Origin of the sequence: Cupriavidus sp. IK-TO18 (assembly GCF_015549295.1) — a bacterium.
GTDB classification, from domain to species: domain Bacteria; phylum Pseudomonadota; class Gammaproteobacteria; order Burkholderiales; family Burkholderiaceae; genus Cupriavidus; species Cupriavidus oxalaticus_A.
In genome coordinates this window covers 37,363-52,347 of record NZ_JADGMP010000015.1, presented here as the reverse complement: position 1 = coordinate 52,347, position 14,985 = coordinate 37,363, and the positions used below count along the sequence as shown (strand labels likewise).

General features: G+C 67.8%; 14 protein-coding genes. 6 read left to right on the top strand and 8 right to left on the bottom strand.

Annotated elements, in window-relative coordinates; all coding sequences use genetic code 11:
* Window positions 1-60 precede the first annotated feature (60 nt).
* On the bottom strand, window positions 61-630 hold the full coding sequence (locus tag IPF36_RS12820; RefSeq protein ID WP_133097663.1) for a putative toxin-antitoxin system toxin component, PIN family: 570 nt from the start codon (window positions 628-630) through the stop codon (window positions 61-63).
* A 49-nt stretch (window positions 631-679) separates the two neighbouring features.
* Between IPF36_RS12820 and yaaA the strand changes: the two genes are divergently transcribed.
* Together yaaA and IPF36_RS12810 are read left to right on the top strand one after the other, a co-directional pair.
* Complete coding sequence (gene yaaA / locus IPF36_RS12815) at window positions 680-1,465, top strand: peroxide stress protein YaaA (protein WP_133097664.1); 786 nt, start codon at window positions 680-682, stop codon at window positions 1,463-1,465.
* Window positions 1,466-1,506: 41 nt separating this feature from the next.
* Window positions 1,507-2,649 carry a M14-type cytosolic carboxypeptidase gene (locus IPF36_RS12810; RefSeq protein ID WP_135704906.1) on the top strand — a complete coding sequence of 381 codons (1,143 nt, stop codon included), beginning with the start codon at window positions 1,507-1,509 and terminating at the stop codon, window positions 2,647-2,649.
* Window positions 2,650-2,732: 83 nt separating this feature from the next.
* Here IPF36_RS12810 and IPF36_RS12805 read toward each other — a convergent pair whose 3' ends face one another.
* The 3 genes from IPF36_RS12805 to IPF36_RS12795 form a co-directional block, all read right to left on the bottom strand.
* The gene (locus IPF36_RS12805; protein WP_135706236.1) at window positions 2,733-3,473 is read right to left on the bottom strand and encodes a BspC domain-containing protein; all 741 of its coding nucleotides are present in this window, start codon (window positions 3,471-3,473) and stop codon (window positions 2,733-2,735) included.
* A 308-nt stretch (window positions 3,474-3,781) separates the two neighbouring features.
* Complete coding sequence (locus IPF36_RS12800; RefSeq protein ID WP_133097666.1) at window positions 3,782-4,669, bottom strand: N-formylglutamate amidohydrolase; 888 nt, start codon at window positions 4,667-4,669, stop codon at window positions 3,782-3,784.
* Between the two features lie 16 nt (window positions 4,670-4,685).
* Complete coding sequence (locus tag IPF36_RS12795) at window positions 4,686-5,672, bottom strand: tripartite tricarboxylate transporter substrate binding protein (RefSeq protein WP_133097667.1); 987 nt, start codon at window positions 5,670-5,672, stop codon at window positions 4,686-4,688.
* 128 nt (window positions 5,673-5,800) lie between these two features.
* On the opposite strand from IPF36_RS12795, the gene IPF36_RS12790 reads away from it, so the two are divergent.
* Window positions 5,801-6,748 carry a LysR family transcriptional regulator gene (locus tag IPF36_RS12790; protein ID WP_133097668.1) on the top strand — a complete coding sequence of 316 codons (948 nt, stop codon included), beginning with the start codon at window positions 5,801-5,803 and terminating at the stop codon, window positions 6,746-6,748.
* Here IPF36_RS12790 and IPF36_RS12785 read toward each other — a convergent pair.
* Window positions 6,745-7,653, bottom strand: a complete 909-nt coding sequence (locus tag IPF36_RS12785) for a LysR family transcriptional regulator (RefSeq protein ID WP_240745942.1) — start codon at window positions 7,651-7,653, stop codon at window positions 6,745-6,747. The genes IPF36_RS12790 and IPF36_RS12785 overlap by 4 nt on opposite strands.
* Window positions 7,654-7,758: 105 nt before the next feature.
* Between IPF36_RS12785 and mdlC the strand changes: the two genes are divergently transcribed.
* The 3 genes from mdlC to IPF36_RS12770 all read left to right on the top strand — a co-directional run bounded on the left by mdlC (window position 7,759) and on the right by IPF36_RS12770 (window position 11,945).
* Window positions 7,759-9,363, top strand: a complete 1,605-nt coding sequence (gene mdlC / locus IPF36_RS12780) for a benzoylformate decarboxylase (protein WP_135704908.1) — start codon at window positions 7,759-7,761, stop codon at window positions 9,361-9,363.
* Between the two features lie 55 nt (window positions 9,364-9,418).
* A complete protein-coding gene (locus tag IPF36_RS12775; RefSeq protein ID WP_195428094.1) occupies window positions 9,419-10,870 on the top strand; it encodes an aldehyde dehydrogenase in 1,452 nt (483 codons plus the stop codon).
* An 85-nt stretch (window positions 10,871-10,955) separates the two neighbouring features.
* Window positions 10,956-11,945: a tripartite tricarboxylate transporter substrate binding protein gene (locus IPF36_RS12770; RefSeq protein ID WP_133097672.1), complete on the top strand. Its 990-nt coding sequence runs from the start codon at window positions 10,956-10,958 to the stop codon at window positions 11,943-11,945.
* 256 nt (window positions 11,946-12,201) lie between these two features.
* Here the strand turns inward: IPF36_RS12770 and IPF36_RS12765 are convergent, their stop codons facing one another.
* From IPF36_RS12765 to IPF36_RS12755, 3 genes are read right to left on the bottom strand one after another with little or no spacing between them, the layout of a single operon-like run.
* Entirely contained in the window at window positions 12,202-13,377 is a 1,176-nt protein-coding gene (locus tag IPF36_RS12765) for a VWA domain-containing protein (RefSeq protein ID WP_135704911.1), read from the bottom strand.
* Window positions 13,378-13,407: 30 nt separating this feature from the next.
* Window positions 13,408-14,001 carry a GNAT family N-acetyltransferase gene (locus IPF36_RS12760; RefSeq protein ID WP_133097674.1) on the bottom strand — a complete coding sequence of 198 codons (594 nt, stop codon included), beginning with the start codon at window positions 13,999-14,001 and terminating at the stop codon, window positions 13,408-13,410.
* Window positions 14,002-14,015: 14 nt separating this feature from the next.
* Window positions 14,016-14,906 (bottom strand): MoxR family ATPase, encoded by an 891-nt coding sequence (locus tag IPF36_RS12755; protein WP_195428092.1) that lies wholly within the window; start codon window positions 14,904-14,906, stop codon window positions 14,016-14,018.
* Window positions 14,907-14,985 lie beyond the last annotated feature (79 nt).

Here is a 14,985-nt window from a genome sequence, read left to right as displayed (position 1 = left end):
ATCGATGCGGTAAGGGGAGGGCGCGCGTGCCGGACCGGCCGCGCGCGCGATCCGGCAATTCTAAAGCGGATCGGCCGTGGTGTTGGCTGTGATGTCGGCGGTGCTGGCGGCGGTGTCGACCCGCGCGGCCAGCCAGGCGCCGAAGCCCGGCGGCGTCAGCACCTCGACGCCGCTGGAGCGGCGCAGCCGGCTGCGCAGCTTGAGCACCGCCTTGTCCTTCGACACCAGGCACGCCGCGCCGGCAAAGTGGGCCAGTTCGACAAACTTCTGGTCGTCGGTGTCCTTGCAGCGGGGCAGCCTGATGGCGTCGGCCTCGTCCTGCGGCGGCAGCGGTTCGAGGCGGGCCAGGCGGTCGACGGTGGCCAGCGCGGCGTCGATATCCACCTCGAAGCGGGCAAATTGCGGATAAGCCAGCACCCGGCGCAGTTCTTCACGGCAATCGGCGCGGATCACCGGGGCGATGGCGCCGGCTTCGAGCGCGTGCCGGATCGGCTCGACATGCGGGTCGCGAAACACCAGCAGGTCGACCCAGATATTGGAGTCGAGCACCACGCAGGGTGCGCCCGCTGGCGCGGATGTGATGCCGGCGGGGCTGGCGGGATGGTCGGTTCCGGTACTGTCGAGGCGCATTCGCTACAATCTTGGCTGGTTTGTCCTTGGCTATAGCCGCGATTTTGCCATGCTCATCGTTTTGTCTCCCGCCAAGTCCCTGGACTACGAGACACCCCCGCGCATCAAGACCCATACGCTGCCGCGTTTCATCGACCGTTCCGCCACGCTGATCGAGCGCCTGCGCAAGCTCGCGCCGCAGGACGTGGGCACGCTGATGGACATCTCCGACAAGCTTGCCGTGCTCAACGTCACGCGCTATGCCGAGTGGTCGCCCGAGTTCACCGCCGCCAACAGCAAGCAGGCGGTGCTGGCCTTCAACGGCGACGTCTACGACGGTCTCGACGCGAAGACGCTGAGCGCCGAGGACCTCGGCTTCGCGCAGAAGCACCTGCGCATCCTGTCCGGCCTGTACGGCGTGCTGCGTCCGCTGGACTGGATGCAGCCCTACCGGCTGGAAATGGGGACGCGCCTCGACAACGCAGCCGGCAAGGACCTGTATGCATTCTGGGGCGACGAGGTCACGCAGACGATCAACGGCGACATGGCTGCGCTGAAGCAGGAAGGCTCGCCAGTGCTGGTCAACCTGGCCTCGGAAGAGTATTTCAAGGTGGTGCGGCCCAAGGTGCTGCAGGCACGCATCGTCACGCCGGTGTTCGAGGACTGGAAGGGCGGGCGCTACAAGATCATCTCGTTCCACGCCAAGCGCGCGCGCGGCACGATGGCGCGCTACGCGGTCACGCACCGCATCACCGAGCCGGAAAAGCTCAAGCGCTTCGCCGGGGACGGCTATGCCTTCGACGCCTCCGCTTCCGACGCCGGCCGCTGGGTGTTCCGCCGCCGCCTGGAAGACTGAACCCCGGAAGACCGAACCCTAACGAAACGAGACCGCCAGCCATGCCTTCCGCCCTGCATATTTCCTCGCATTTCGATTCGGGTGCCATCGAGGTCGAGGCGCTCGACCGTGCCGACGATATCCGCCTGCGCATCCGCGCCGATTCGCACGCCGACTTCCGGCAGTGGTTCCATTTCCGCCTGCAGGGCGCGGCGGGGCAGGCGTGCCGGATGCACTTCCTCAACGCGGGCGATTGCACTTATCCGGATGGCTGGCGCGACTACCGCGCGGTGGCCTCGTATGACCGCGCGCACTGGTTCCGCGTGCCGACCAGCTTCGACGGCAAGGTGATGACGGTGGAGTTCACGCCGGAGCACGACAGCGTCTGGTTCGCGTATTTCGAGCCCTATCCCGACGAGCGCCACCTGTCGCTGCTGGCGAGCTGCCAGCGCTCGCCGCTGGCGCAGCTGTCGCACCTGGGCAGCACCGTCGACGGGCGCGACATGACCCGCGCCACGCTGGGCCAGCCCGGCCCCGGCAAGAAGACCATCTGGATGATCGCGCGCCAGCATCCGGGCGAGAGCATGGCCGAATGGTTTGTCGAAGGCGTGCTGCAGCGGCTGACCGGCACCGGCATCTGGGCCGGCGATCCGGTCGCGCGCAGGCTGCTCGAGCGCGCCGTGTTCCATATCGTGCCGAACATGAACCCGGATGGCTCGGCGCGCGGCAACCTGCGCACCAACGCCGCCGGCGCCAACCTGAACCGCGAATGGATGTCGCCCAGCGCGGATACCAGCCCGGAGGTCTACCACGTGCGCCGCGCCATCGAGGCCACGGGGTGCGACATGTTCTTCGATATCCACGGCGACGAGGGCCTGCCGTACAACTTCGTCGCCGGCAGCGAGATGCTGCCCGGCTTTACCGAAGCGCGCCGGCGCGAGCAGCAGCGCTTCATCGAAGCCTTCAAGCGTGCTTCGCCGGACTTCCAGGACGTGCACGGCTATGCCGCCAGCAAGTACAACGCCGACGCGCTCAAGCTCGCGTCCAAGTACATCGGCCATACCTTCGGCTGCCTGGCGCTGACGCTGGAAATGCCGTTCAAGGACAACGCCGACTTGCCCGATCCGGCGGTGGGCTGGAACGGCGCGCGCAGCGCGCTGCTGGGTACGGCGATGCTGCAGGCGATCCTGGATTACCTGGGCTGAGGTGGTGTCTCTCTCGCACGCTGAGGGTTTGCTCCCCTCTCCCTGATGGGAGAGGGGCGGGAGAGGGGAGACAACCAGCGAGCTTACTGCTTCTTCTTGGCCGTGCTGCTCGTCTTCGCCGACCCTGACGCCGCTTTCGACGAAGCCGACTTGGTCGACTTGGCCGCCGAAGACTTGCCCGACTTCGACGACGCCGTGCTCTTGCCCTTGCCCTTGCGGCTCTTGCCGGACGACGTGGCCTGGCTCGACGTGGGCACCGCAGGCGCGGCAGCGGGTTCGCTGATGGTGGCGCCGCCGGGGTCCTGCAGTTCGTACGCCAGCATCATGCCGTCGTCGTAGCCGCAGCGCACGCGCACGGGCTGCCAGTCGTCGCCGCGGCGCTTGTGTGCGGTGGCGTTGAACGTCACCACGGTACTGACCGGCACGGCCTGCTTGCCGGGCGAGAAGCGTCCGCTCCAGGGCTCGGTCGTGGCCTGCCCGGCGGCGAGCGCGCCGGTGGGGATCTTCAGGGCATCGTAGCTGGCCGAGCGCGGCACTACCCAGCTGGCGTGCGCGGCGCAGTCGGCCACGTCGCTGCTGGCGTTCTCGGTCTTCATCAGCTGCTCGCGCATGCGTGCGCGGTACTCGGACAGGCTGACACGGCCGCGATCGGGCAGGGTGATGGTCTTGGTGGGCGGGGTGGAGGAAGCGGCAGGAGCGGGGGCGGGCCGGGCAGGAGCGGCCGTCGGGGCGGCGGCAGCAGGGGCCTGCGCGGCGGCCTCGTCGGCCGGCATGTTGGCGCAGCCCGCCAGCCCGATCGCACCGGCCACCGCGGCAGCCAACATGCGGAGCCGGCTGCCGAGCAGTTCGGAAATTCGTCGGATCACAGTGTTTGCGGTGTTCGCGTTCTGGGATTGGCTTGCCGGCGCAGGGGCCGGCAGGCCGGGTAGCTTCGCAAAGGAATGCCATGATAGAGGAAACCTATCCGGCAAAGTTCCTAAATCTTGTTACCTATTCTTCTAACGCAATGACGACGCGCAGGAACGGGCCTGCTTTCTAGCAGATATTTCCCACGCCGCACAACTGCGGGGAACCCGCACGGCCGGTCCGCGGTGATCCCGCGCGGCCCGGCCGTGGTGCGTTGGCAAACGCCTCAGGCCACGCGCGAGGGCATCGCGCGCGTAAAGCGCAGCAAATCGTCGAGCAGTGCGTTCAGGTCATGGCGCAGCTTGGCGAAGCCGGCGGTGTGGGTCAGGCCCACCTCGTCCATGTACAGCTTGCGGTTGACCTCGAGCTGCAGGCTGTGGCGACCGGCCTGCGGCTGGCCGACCACGCGCACGATTTCCACGCCCTTGTAGGGGTGGTTGCGCCAGACCTCGTAGCCCATGTCCTTGAGCACGCCTTCGATGCGGTCGGTGAAGCGCTTGTCGCAGGTGGTGCCGTCACGGTCGCCGACGACAAAGTCGGGATGCTCCAGGCCGGGGAACTCGGTCGCGTATGGCGCGGCGTGGCTCGGCATCGAATGGCAGTTGATGTGCCAGGCGCTGCCGTGGCTGGTGACGGCGTGATCGGCCAGTTTCTGCAGCTGCGCGTAGTAGGGCAGGTAGCAGCGGTTGATGCGCGACTGCACTTCTTCGACGCCGAGCTTGCGGTCGTAGATCGCCTCGCCGCTGTCGAGCACGCGCCAGACGAGGCCCTTGCCAAGCCGGGTCTTGGAGGTTTCCTGCTTCGCGCCGGGCCAGGGGGCGTCGAGCAGGGCTTCGTCGATTTCCTCCAGCGCGCGGTTGGCGTCGAGGTAGCTGCGCGGGAAGCCCGCGCACAAGAGCGGGATGCCGCGCGCCGGCGCGCCGGCGTAGAGCTCATCGACGAAGGTGTCCTCGGCCTGCCGCAGCAGCTGCAGCGGCAGGGCGGGATCGGGGCGGAAGTCCGTCGGGTAGGTGGTCGCGCTGTGCGGCGAATCCAGGAACAGCGGGGCGGGCTCGCCCTCCGGCTGGTACAGGAAGTACGGACTATCCGCGGTGGTTCGGTCGGTATCGGTCATGGTGCTGCGCCAGTGGTCAGTCGAGCGAGATCTTGGCGGCCGCGGCCACGCGCTTGTTCTTGGCCACTTCGCTCCTGATCTGCGCGGCGAAGTGAGCCGGGGTGTCGCCCACCGGGGTCGCGCCCAGCTTTTCCAGCTTGGCCTTGACTTCCGGCGTTGCCAGCACCTTGACGGCGGCGGCATGCAGCTTGTTCTGGATGTCGGCCGGCAGGTTGGCCGGCGCGATCAGGCCGAACCACGCGGCGTCGTTGACCTCGCCCAGGCCCAGCTCGGCGAAGGTCGGCACGTTCGGCAGCGCCGCCACGCGCTTGGGCGCGGCCACGGCCAGCGCGCGCAGCTTGCCGCCTTCGATGAACGGCAGCGACGACGGCAGGTTGTCGAACAGCACCTGCACCTGGCCGGCCAGCGCGTCGTTCAGCGCCGGGCCCACGCCCTTGTACGGCACGTGCAGCAGTTCGGTCTTGCTGCTCATCTTGAACAGTTCCCCCATCATGTGCGAGACGCTGCCGTTGCCGGCCGAGCCATAGGCCAGCTTGTTCGGCTGCGATTGCGCCAGCGCGATGAAGGACTTCATGTCGGTGGCCTTGACCGCCGGGTTGATGCTCATCACGTTCGGCACCGAGGCCAGGTTGGTGATGGTGGTGAAGTCCTTGGTTGCATCGTAGGACAGGCGCGGGTAGACCGCAGGGTTGATGCCGTGGGTCGAGGCCGTGGCAATGCCCAGCGTGTAGCCGTCGGGCGCCGCCTTCGACAGGAAGGTGGTGCCGATGCTGCCGCCGGCGCCGCCGCGGTTGTCGACCACCACGGCCTGGCCCAGTTGCTGGCCGAGCTTGTCGGCAACGATGCGCGCGACGATATCGGTGGTGCCGCCGGCGGGGAAGGGCACGACCAGCGTGATCGGCTTGGTCGGGTAGCCGGACTGGGCGGCGGCGCTGAACGACAGGCCGGTGGCGAGGGCGGCCGAGGTGGCGGCCAGGACGCGGAGGAGGTGGCGACGTTGCATGATGTGTGGGGAAAGGTATCGAGAAAGAGACAAAGGCGTTTTCACGATTCTGCTCGTCCAGGCAGGACCCTCGCAAACGAAATAAAATCCCTAGCTCATTCCATTTGGTCGTGAAGTAGAGGTGAATTATGCGACGCATGTGTCCGTCGCTGACCGAGTTGCAGGCCTTCGAGGCCGCGGCCCGGCACAACAGTTTCACCGTCGCCGCACGCGAACTGCATGTGACGCAGGGGGCGGTCAGCAAGCAGGTGCGCAGCCTGGAGGCTTACCTTGGCGTGGAGCTGTTCGAGCGCGTGCGTCAGCGCCTGGTGCTGACCACGGCGGGAGAGCGCTACCTGGAGCGCATCGGGCCAAGCCTCAACGAACTGGAGGCCGCCACCGTCGAACTGATGGCGCGCCAGGGCCGCGGCGGCGTGTTGCATATCGCAAGCATGCCGACATTGGGCGCGAAGTGGCTGATCCCGCGCCTGCCGCAGTTCTTTGCGCGGCATCCGGAGGTAACGCTGGAATTCGTGCCGCATGCGCAGGGCTACGATTTTTCCGAGCCGGATCTGGATGCGGCGATCCGCTTCGGCGATGGCGTCTGGCCAGGCAGCCTGGCGGACTACATGACCGGACGCGAAGTGCTACCGGTATGCCGGCCGGGCCTGCTGGCACAGGAACCGCACGGCGTCGCGCGCACGCCGGCCGCCTTGCTGCACTATCCGCTGCTGCACCACACCACCGTGCCCGAGGCCTGGCCCGACTGGTTCGCCACGCTCGGCGTAACCACGCGGCAGGCGTGGAGCGGCGCGCGTTTCGACCAGTTCTCGTTGCTGACGCAGGCCGCGCTGTCGGGGCTGGGCATTGCGCTGATCCCGCGCTGCCTGATCGAACAGGAACTCGCCAGCGGGGCGCTGGTGGTCGCGCATCCGGCGCAGGTGCTGGCAAAGAAAGGCTATTACCTGTGCTATCCGGAGCAGAAACAGCACCTGCCGGCGCTGCAGATTTTCCGCAAGTGGGTGATGGAGGGTGCAGATGTGCCGGCCGCCGGATCACGGGCCGCCTCGTCCGGGCAAGCGGGTCCGGCGCGCTAGGCTTGCGTTGCAGTCAGGTTACGCAGTTGCTCCAGCAGCCTGACTGCCGGCGCTGGCAGGATGCCGTGCCGGCGCCGGTAGACGGTCAGCCGGCGCGGCGCGCTGGCGCCGGGTATCGGCAGCGGGTGGATCAGCCCGGCCTTCTGCTCGGCCTGGTACATCGGCTCGGCAATCCAGCTGAGGAAGCCGGCGCGCGCGACCAGGCTCTTGAGCGCGATGATCGAGCGCGTTTCGGCAACGATCTCGGGCGGCGCCAGTTCATGCCGCGCGAACAGACGCAGCAGTTCCTCGAACGGCGCGGTGCCGCGCGGCGGCATCACCCAGTGGCAGCCCCGCGTATCGGCCAGCTTCAGGCCGCGCTTGCCCATCAGCGGATGGCCGGTTGCGGCCACCACGTAGCTGGTATCGCTCCAGCCAACATCGCTGACGGCGCAGATCTCGTCGTTTTCCGGCAGGGCAATGCCGATGGCCAGGTCGATCTCGCGCTTGGCCAGCGCATCGGCGAGGAAATCGCCCACTCCTTCGATGATGCGCAGCCGCAGATTGGGCCAGCGCGCCAGCACGGCCTCGATGGCCTGCGGCAGCACGCCGCTGACCACGCTGGCGACGGCGCCGACACGGATGGTGCCGCTGGCCAGCCCGCGCAGCGCGCGGACGGCCTCGATGGCGTGGTCGGCTTCGTGGCGCAGCAGGGTGGCGTGGGGCAGCAGCGCCTCGCCGTAGGCGGTCAGCACCATGCCGGTGGAATAGCGTTCGAACAGCGGGGCACCCAGTTGGGCTTCCAGCCGCTGGATGGTACGGCTTAGCGCCGGCTGGGTCAGGTTCAGGTGGGCCGCGGCGCGCCCCAGGCTGCGGTGCTCGCAGACAGCAAGGAAGGCCTGGATTTGGCGCAGATCGAGGGTCATGCAGAATGGTAATGACTTTGCCCGGAATTGGCAATTTTCAGGCAAGGGCAGCGTGTCCATACTGTGGCGCAAGTCAACCCATCCCAGCCCTAGGAACCGACCGCCATGGCGCCTATCGCCCCTTCCAGCCCACCCCAGCTGCCTGTCACTGTCCGCGGCGCCGTCCTGGACCTGCTCCGGGCCTTTGGCATGACTTCGGTGTTCGGCAATCCCGGCTCGACCGAACTGCCGCTATTCCTGGATTTCCCTGCTGATTTCCGTTACGTGCTGGGCCTGCAGGAGTCGGTCGTGGTCGGCATGGCCGACGGCTACGCCCAGGCCACGCGCAACGCCGCCTTCGTCAACCTGCACTCGGCCGCCGGCGTCGGGCATGCCATGGGCAGCATCTTCACTGCCTTCAAGAACCGCACGCCGCTGGTGATCACTGCCGGCCAGCAGGCGCGCTCGATCCTGCCGTACGAACCGTTCCTCTATTCGGCGCAGGCAACGGAGCTGCCCAAGCCATACGTGAAGTGGAGCTGCGAGCCGGCACGCGCCGAAGACGTGCCGCTGGCGATTGCGCGCGGCTACTACATCGCCATGCAGCCGCCGCGCGGGCCGGTGCTGATCTCCATTCCGGCCGATGACTGGGCCCGTCCCTGCGAGCCGGTACTGCCGCGCACGGTCAGCACCGAGATCGGGGCCCAGCCCGCGCTGCTCGCGCAGATCGGCGACGCGCTCGACGCCAGCCGCCGTCCCGCTTTGGTGGTCGGCGCGGCCGTCGATCGTGACGGCGCCTGGGATGACGTCGTGCGGCTGGCCGAGCGGCACCAGGCTTCGGTGTGGGTCGCGCCGATGTCAGGGCGCTGCGGCTTTCCCGAAGACCATCCGCTGTTTGCCGGATTCCTGCCGGCCATGCGCGAGAAGATCGTCGCGCTGCTGGCCGGGCATGACCTGATCTTTGCCGTGGGCGCACCCGCGTTCACCTATCACGTGGAGGGCTTCGGCCCGCACGTGCCGCCGGGCGCGCAGCTGGTCCAGCTGACCGAGGACGCCAGTGCCGCAGCCTGGGCACCGGCGGGCACGAGCGCGGTCGGCAGCATCCGCCAGGGTGTGGCCGGCCTGCTGGCCCGTCCCGCCCCGCCGCGCCGCGAAGCCCCGCCGCCAAGGCAGCCCGCGCCGCGCGCGCAGCCGGGCGCGCCGATGAGCGTGGCCTACGTGCTGCAGACCCTGGCCGAGCTGCGCGATCCGGAGTCGATCATCGTCGAGGAAGCGCCGAGCGCGCGCCCGGTGATGCATCGCTACCTGCCGATCGTGCGCAGCGAGACCTTCTACACGATGTGCAGCGGCGGCCTGGGCTTCGGGCTGCCGGCGGCTGTTGGCGTGGCATTGGGCAAGCCAGGGCGCAAGGTGATCGGCCTGGTCGGCGACGGGTCCAGCATGTACGCGATCCAGGCGTTGTGGAGCGCCGCGCAGCTGAAACTGCCGATCACGTTCATCGTGCTGAACAACCGCCGCTACGCGGCGCTGCAGGAATTCGCGCCCACCTTCGGCTTCGGCCACGGCGATCCGCTGGTGGGCACGGCTCTGCCCGACCTCGATTTCGTGGCGCTCGCGCGCGGCCATGGCTGCGAGGCGGTGCGGATCCGCACCGCGTCAGCGCTGCCCGATGCGCTGGCCACGGCGCTGCAATCCAGCGTGCCGACCGTGGTCGAGATCGAGGTGGCCTAGCCGCTTTCCCTTTCCATGCCGCGCCGGCATGCCAGAACAACAGAGGAGACAGACCATGCAGACCATCACCATGCTGATCGGCGGCGAGCGTACGCCGGCCGCCAGCGGCGCAACCTTCGAGCGCCGCAACCCGCTGGACCAGAGCGTCGCCACGCGCGCCCCGGCCGCCGGCAAGGCGGATGCGCTGGCCGCCGTGGCGGCAGCGGCCGATGCCTTCCCGGCGTGGCGCGATACGGGCCCGGGCGATCGCCGGGCGCTGCTGATGCGCGCCGCGCAGTCGCTGGAAAGCAAGGGGGCGGCGATCGCGGCGGCGATGGCGGCGGAGACCGGCGCCTCGGCCCAGTGGGCCGGCTTCAACGTGCATCTGGGCGTCGGCATGCTGCAGGAGGCGGCCGCCCTGACCACGCACATTCATGGCGACGTGATTCCGTCTGACGTGCCGGGCAGCGTTGCCATGGCGGTGCGGCAGGGCGCGGGCGTGGTGCTTGGCATCGCGCCCTGGAACGCGCCGGTCATCCTCGGCGTGCGTGCGGTGGCGACCGCGCTTGCCTGCGGCAACACCGTGGTGCTCAAGGGCTCGGAGATCTGCCCGGCAACGCATGGCCTGATCATCGATGCGCTCGCGCAAGCTGGCTTTCCGCCGGGCGTGGTCAACTTCATCACCAATGCGCCGGCCGACGCCGCCGAGGTGGTGGAGGCCATGGTGGCCCATCCGGCGGTACGGCGCGTCAACTTCACGGGTTCGACGCGCGTGGGCCGGCTGATTGCGCAGGCCTGCGCGCGCCACCTGAAGCCGGCGGTGCTCGAACTGGGCGGCAAGGCGCCGCTGGTGGTGCTCGATGATGCCGACCTCGATGCCGCGGTCGACGCCGCCATCTTCGGCGCCTTCGCCAACTCCGGGCAGATCTGCATGTCCACCGAGCGCATCGTGGTCGATGCCGCCGTGGCCGATGAATTCGTGACATGGTTTGCCGCGCGTGCCGCCGCGCTGCCGCTTGCCGATCCGCGCTCGGGGCCGGCGGTGCTGGGCTCGGTGGTGGACATGAGCACGGTCGAGCGCTGCAACGCCATGATCGACGATGCGCTGGCAAAGGGCGCGAAGCTCGCCTGCGGCGGCAAGGCCACGGATACGCTGATGGCCGCGACCGTGCTCGATCATGTCACGCCGGAGATGGACATCTACCACGAGGAATCGTTTGGGCCGGTCAAGGCGGTCGTGCGCGTCAGTGGCGTGGAAGCGGCCATCGCCTGCGCCAATGATTCGGAGTACGGGCTTTCCGCTGCCGTGTTCGGGCGCGACATCGCGCGCGCCATGCAAGTCGCGCGGCGCATCGAGTCGGGCATCTGCCATGTCAACGGGCCCACCGTGCATGACGAAGCCCAGATGCCGTTCGGCGGTGTCAAGTCCAGCGGCTATGGCCGCTTTGGCGGCAAGGCCGGCATCGAGGCCTTTACCGAACTGCGCTGGATCACGATGCAGACCACGCCGAGGCAGTATCCGTTCTGAGCAGGACGGCCGGTGGTGGCCGGTGGTGGCCGGTGGCGGCCACTGGCCGCCCGCACATAACGAGAACATTCAGGAGACAAAGCATATGCGATTCCCTTCCCGCATTGCGCGCCCCATTGCCGTGGCAATGTGCGCGCTGGGCCTGGCCGGCAGCGCGGCTGCACAAGGCAATGCCACGCCGTGGCCCGTGAAGCCGATCCGGCTGGTGGTGAACTTCCCGGCCGGCGGCGCGGCCGACACGCTGGCCCGCGGCATTTCACCGACCCTGTCCGAAGCGCTCAAACGCCCCGTGGTGGTGGATAACCGGCCCGGCGCGAACGGCATCGTCGGCGGCGATGCCGTGGCCAAGGCACAGCCGGATGGATACACCTTCCTGCTGACCTCCGGCGGTGCGGTGGCGATCGATCCCTTCCTCTACAAGAAGATGCCCTACGACCCGCTCAGGGACCTGACGCCCGTGGCATCCGTGGCGCTGGTGCGGGTCTACCTGCTGGTGCATCCCTCGCTGCCGGTCAAGACGCTGGGCGAGTTCGTCAGCTACGTGCGCGAGCATCCGGGCAAGCTCAGCTACGGCTCGGCCGGGAACGGCAGCACGCCGCATATCGCGGCGGAAATGTTCAAGCGGTCGGGTGGGCTCGATGCCGTGCACGTGCCGTACAAGGGCGCGGCGCCGGCTTTGGGCGACCTGCTCGCGGGGCAGGTCCAGTTCATGTTCGACCCGGGGCCGGGGCTGCAATACGTTGCCAGCGGCAAGCTGCGCCTGCTCGCGGTGGCCAGCGCCCGGCGCGCACCGCAGTTCCCCGATGTGCCCACGCTGGCCGAAGCCGGCCTGCGGGATGTGGACGGCGATTCGACCTTCGGGGTCTATGCGCCTGCAGGCACGCCGCCGGCCATCCTGGAACGCATGAACCGCGAGATCAACCAGGCACTGTCCGCTGCGCCGCTACAGGAAAGCGTCAGGAAGCTGGGCGGCACGGCGGAGCCGATGAGCATCCGCGCGTACGGTGAGCGGCAGATCGCCGACCGGGCGCGCTATGGCAGGTTCATCCGGCAGGCAGGGATCACGGTGGACTGACTCGCCGCAGCCAAGGCGGGCGCCGCTGCGCGGCTCAGCGCTCGACGCCGGCAACTCCAACCAGGGCGGCCGGCTGTTCGGGCGCCAGGCCATGGTGTCAATGCCGGCCCGAGCCCGGCCGGCACCAACTGCGCCGGGGAGAACCCGGCCGACAAGAAGGCCTGCCGCGAGTGGTCTGCGCTGCTGCAGTACGAAAGCGGCGGGTGATGCCGCGCAAGGGAACAGGCCGATCGTCCCTAACGCGGCATTCACTCACTCACTTCGACAGCACCTTCATCGCCGATTCCAGCCCCGCCAGCGTGACCGGGTACATGCGCCCCTTCATCAGCTGGTTGATCACCGTGATCGACTGGCGGTACTGCCACAGGCCTTCGGGCTCGGGGTTGAGCCAGACGAAGTGTGGGAACTGCTCGGTCATGCGGTTCAGCCACACCGCGCCGGCCTCGGCGTTGTTGTATTCGACCGAGCCGCCGGGCTGCAGGATCTCGTACGGGCTCATGGTCGCGTCGCCGACGAAGATGATCTTGTAGTCGGACGTGTACTTGTGCAGCAGGTCCCACGTGGCCAGTTTCTCGGCGTGGCGGCGGCGGTTGTTCTTCCACACGTAGTCGTACAGGCAGTTGTGGAAGTAGTAGTACTCCAGGTGCTTGAACTCGGTCTTGGTGGCCGAGAACAGTTCTTCCACGCGCTTGATGTGGTCGTCCATCGAGCCGCCCACGTCCATCAGCATCAGCACCTTGACCTTGTTGTGGCGCTCGGGCCGCAGCTTGATGTCGAGCAGGCCGGCATTGGCCGCGGTCGAGTGGATAGTGTCGTCCAGGTCCAGCTCGGTGTCGGCCCCGTCGCGCGCAAAACGGCGCAGGCGGCGCAGCGCCACCTTGATGTTGCGCGTGCCCAGTTCGACCTGGTCGTCATAGTCCTTGTAGGTGCGCGCTTCCCACACCTTGATCGCGGTGCGGTTGCCCTTGCTCGGGCCGCCGATGCGGATGCCTTCGGGGTTGTAGCCGCCGTGCCCGAACGGCGAGGTGCCGCCGGTGCCGATCCACTTGTTGCCGCCCTCGTGCTTTTCCTTCTGCTCCTCGAGCAGTTGCTTGAGGCGTTCCATCAGCTTGTCGAGGCCGCCCATGGCCTCGATCTTGGCCTTTTCCTCGGCCGACAGCTCGCGCTCCAGCGTCTTCTGCAGCCAGTCGAGCGGGATGTCGGACTTCCAGTCAACCAGGCTTTCCACACCCTTGAAGTAGGCGGCAAAGGCCTGGTCGAACTTGTCGAAGTGCTTCTCGTCCTTGACCAGCGTCATGCGCGACAGGTAGTAGAACTCGTCGATCGAGGGCGTGATGACCTGCGCCTTGAGCGCTTCCAGCATGGTCAGGTATTCCTTGACCGAGACCGGCAGCTTGGCGTGGCGCAGCGAGAAGAAGAAGTCGATCAGCATGATGCCTTGCTCAGGTGATAGGCGGCCGCTTCAGCGCGGACGGTCAAGCTGGAATTGCAGGTGTTGACGCACCGTCGGCCATTCGCTGGCGATGATCGAAAACACCACGGTATCGCGCAACGAGCCGTCCTGCATGCGCTGGTGGTTGCGCAGCACGCCGTCCTGCTTGGCGCCGAGGCGCGCAATCGCGGCGCGGCTCTGCTGGTTCATCCAGTGCGTGCGGAATTCAACGGCGATGCAGTCGAGCTGGTCGAAGGCATGGCCGAGCAGCATCAGCTTGCACTCGGTGTTCAGCGGCGTGCGCTGGACCCGGCGCGCGTACCAGGTCGAGCCGATCTCCACGCGCCGGTTGGCCGCGTCGATATTCATGTAAGTGGTCATGCCCGCCAGTTCGCCCGCGGCGTCGCGCACCGCGAACGGCAGCATCGAGCCCTGCTCCTGCAGGCCCAGGCGCCGCACGATCTCGGCTTCCATGCGCTCGGGCGCGGGCACGCTGGTGTACCAGAGCTTGTACAGCTCGCCGTCGGCGCAGGCGGCGCGCAGGCCGTCGGCATGCTCGGGTCGCAGCGGCTCCAGCGTGGCGTGCTTGCCGGCCAGGGTCACGGGTTTGGCAAAAGCGGTCATGACAGAATGCTCGCTCAGCGGTTGGCGCGGTTCATGAACACCAGGCGCTCGAACAGGTGCACGTCCTGCTCGTTCTTCAGCAGCGCGCCGTGCAGCGGCGGGATCGCGGCCTTCTTGTCGGGGCTCTTCAGCGCATCGGGCGGGATGTCCTCGGACATCAGCAGCTTGAGCCAGTCGATCAGCTCGGAGGTGGACGGTTTCTTCTTCAGGCCCGGCAGGTTGCGCATCTCGTAGAACGATTCCAGCGCGGCGGCGACCAGCTCGCGCTTGATGCCGGGGTAGTGCACGTCGACGATCTGCTGCATGGTGTCGGCGTCCGGGAACCTGATGTAGTGGAAGAAGCAGCGGCGCAGGAAGGCGTCGGGCAGTTCCTTCTCGTTGTTCGAGGTGATGATCACCAGCGGACGGTGCTTCGCCTTGACCAGTTCGCGCGTCTCGTAGACGTAGAACTCCATGCGATCGAGTTCGCGCAGCAGGTCGTTGGGGAATTCGATGTCGGCCTTGTCGATCTCGTCGATCAGCAGCACCACTTGCTGGTCGGCCTCGAAGGCCTGCCACAGCACGCCCTTGACGATGTAGTTGCGGATGTCGTGCGCGCGGTCGTCGCCGAGCTGCGAGTCGCGCAGGCGCGAGACCGCGTCGTATTCGTACAGGCCCTGCTGCGCCTTGGTGGTCGACTTGATATGCCACTGCAGCAGCGGCATGCCGAGCGCGGCGGCCACTTCCTCGGCCAGCATGGTCTTGCCGGTGCCGGGCTCGCCCTTGATCAGCAGCGGGCGCTGCAGCGTGCGCGCGGCGTTGACGGCCAGCTTGAGGTCGTCGGTGGCGACATACTGGTCACTGCCCTCGAAACGGGCCTGCTGGGCGGAAGAAGCTTGGGCGGAAGCGTTGGCGGTGTTTGACATGAGGCAACCTGGAGGTGACGGCCCTGTCTTGGTCGGTTCGGGCCGGGTTGGCGTGTTTGGCGCAGTCTCTTCGCGCTGT